1 protein-coding gene is annotated in these 1,151 nt (G+C 29.7%); it reads right to left on the bottom strand.

Features of this window, described 5'->3' with window-relative positions; all coding sequences use genetic code 11:
- Positions 1 to 211: 211 nt before the first annotated feature.
- A complete protein-coding gene (locus DW196_RS10860) occupies positions 212 to 1,069 on the bottom strand; it encodes a replication initiation protein (RefSeq protein WP_158563576.1) in 858 nt (285 codons plus the stop codon).
- Positions 1,070 to 1,151: the final 82 nt, after the last annotated feature.

The raw sequence follows: 1,151 nt of genomic DNA, 5'->3' as shown, positions 1-1,151 counted from the left end.
CGGAGAAAAGAGAGCATGTTCGATTAAGAAAAACCGTTTTTGAGTTGCGACAAGATCTCTTGTTTCCATAAATCATCATCAGAGTCAGACCTTGATTGCGCATGGAAGTTTGCCTCATTAGTACATAGAAGTTATCTATTGTGACTCGCTATTTTTTATCACTCTCAAATTAGTTCAATCTAAAAATTAGAAGAAATACGAGTATAAGGAATTATTTACTTGTTTGATTGATAGCTTCGATTTTATTTCTAAAGTATTCTTCTTCATCATCGGATAGTTTAGTTTCAGTTATAGTTTCGTTTGTCCAATTGGGTAAAGTTTCTTTTCGTTGAGATTTTTTTATATATTTTCCATCAATCCACTCGCCAGTTTTTTCTTTTTCAAACGTAAAAGTGTACCCTGTTAAAACTCCTCCACGTCCTCGACCAGCTTTTTTATTTTTTGTAATTTTTAAATTTCTGAAGATAGCATCTTCATCTGAACCACCCAGTTGTTCTAAAATTGGTTTTAAAATTTGTTGATCAATATTAGATGGTCGATAACTATTTGGAATATCTAAAAGTAATCTGAAATCTTCTATTGTGACTTTCCACCACCCAGTAGTTCGATATTGTTTTAATAAACGATAAGCAGTTTTAGCATAAGTTGATTGGATATGAATAAATTCATCTAGCTCAAATTGAGTAAACTCCATGCCGATTTTATTAAAGACATATTCAAATTGAGGATGAACACAAACTTTTAAAATATCTTGTGACCCTTTAATATCAAAAGTTTGAAACAAGATAAATAATTTAGCATCCAATCCATCTTCACTACGTTCTAAATAATTTAAAGAGCCTAGTTTTTTTGAAACACTAACTAGTTCAGTTACAAATTCTTTTCTCGTTAAGTTTTTTTTAAATTTAGATAATTCTTTTATTTGTTCAAATGTAAAAGTAGTTTCGTATGTTGATGTATCTCTGATTTTAGCAACAATAGAAAAAAGGATATTCATTTCAGTTTCAGTCCATGTTCTCATTGTCGCAGTATTCAAATCGTTTTGATATTTAACTACTTCATTAACCACATACATCACCTCTTAAATAAAATTATAACATTAAGAAAATAAAATTCAATCCATTGCCTTAATACTCCCAATCCATTGCCTT

The organism is Vagococcus sp. AM17-17 (genome assembly GCF_003471765.1).
Taxonomy (GTDB): Bacteria; Bacillota; Bacilli; order Lactobacillales; family Vagococcaceae; genus Vagococcus; species Vagococcus teuberi.
This window is presented reverse-complemented; position numbering and strand designations above follow the sequence as displayed.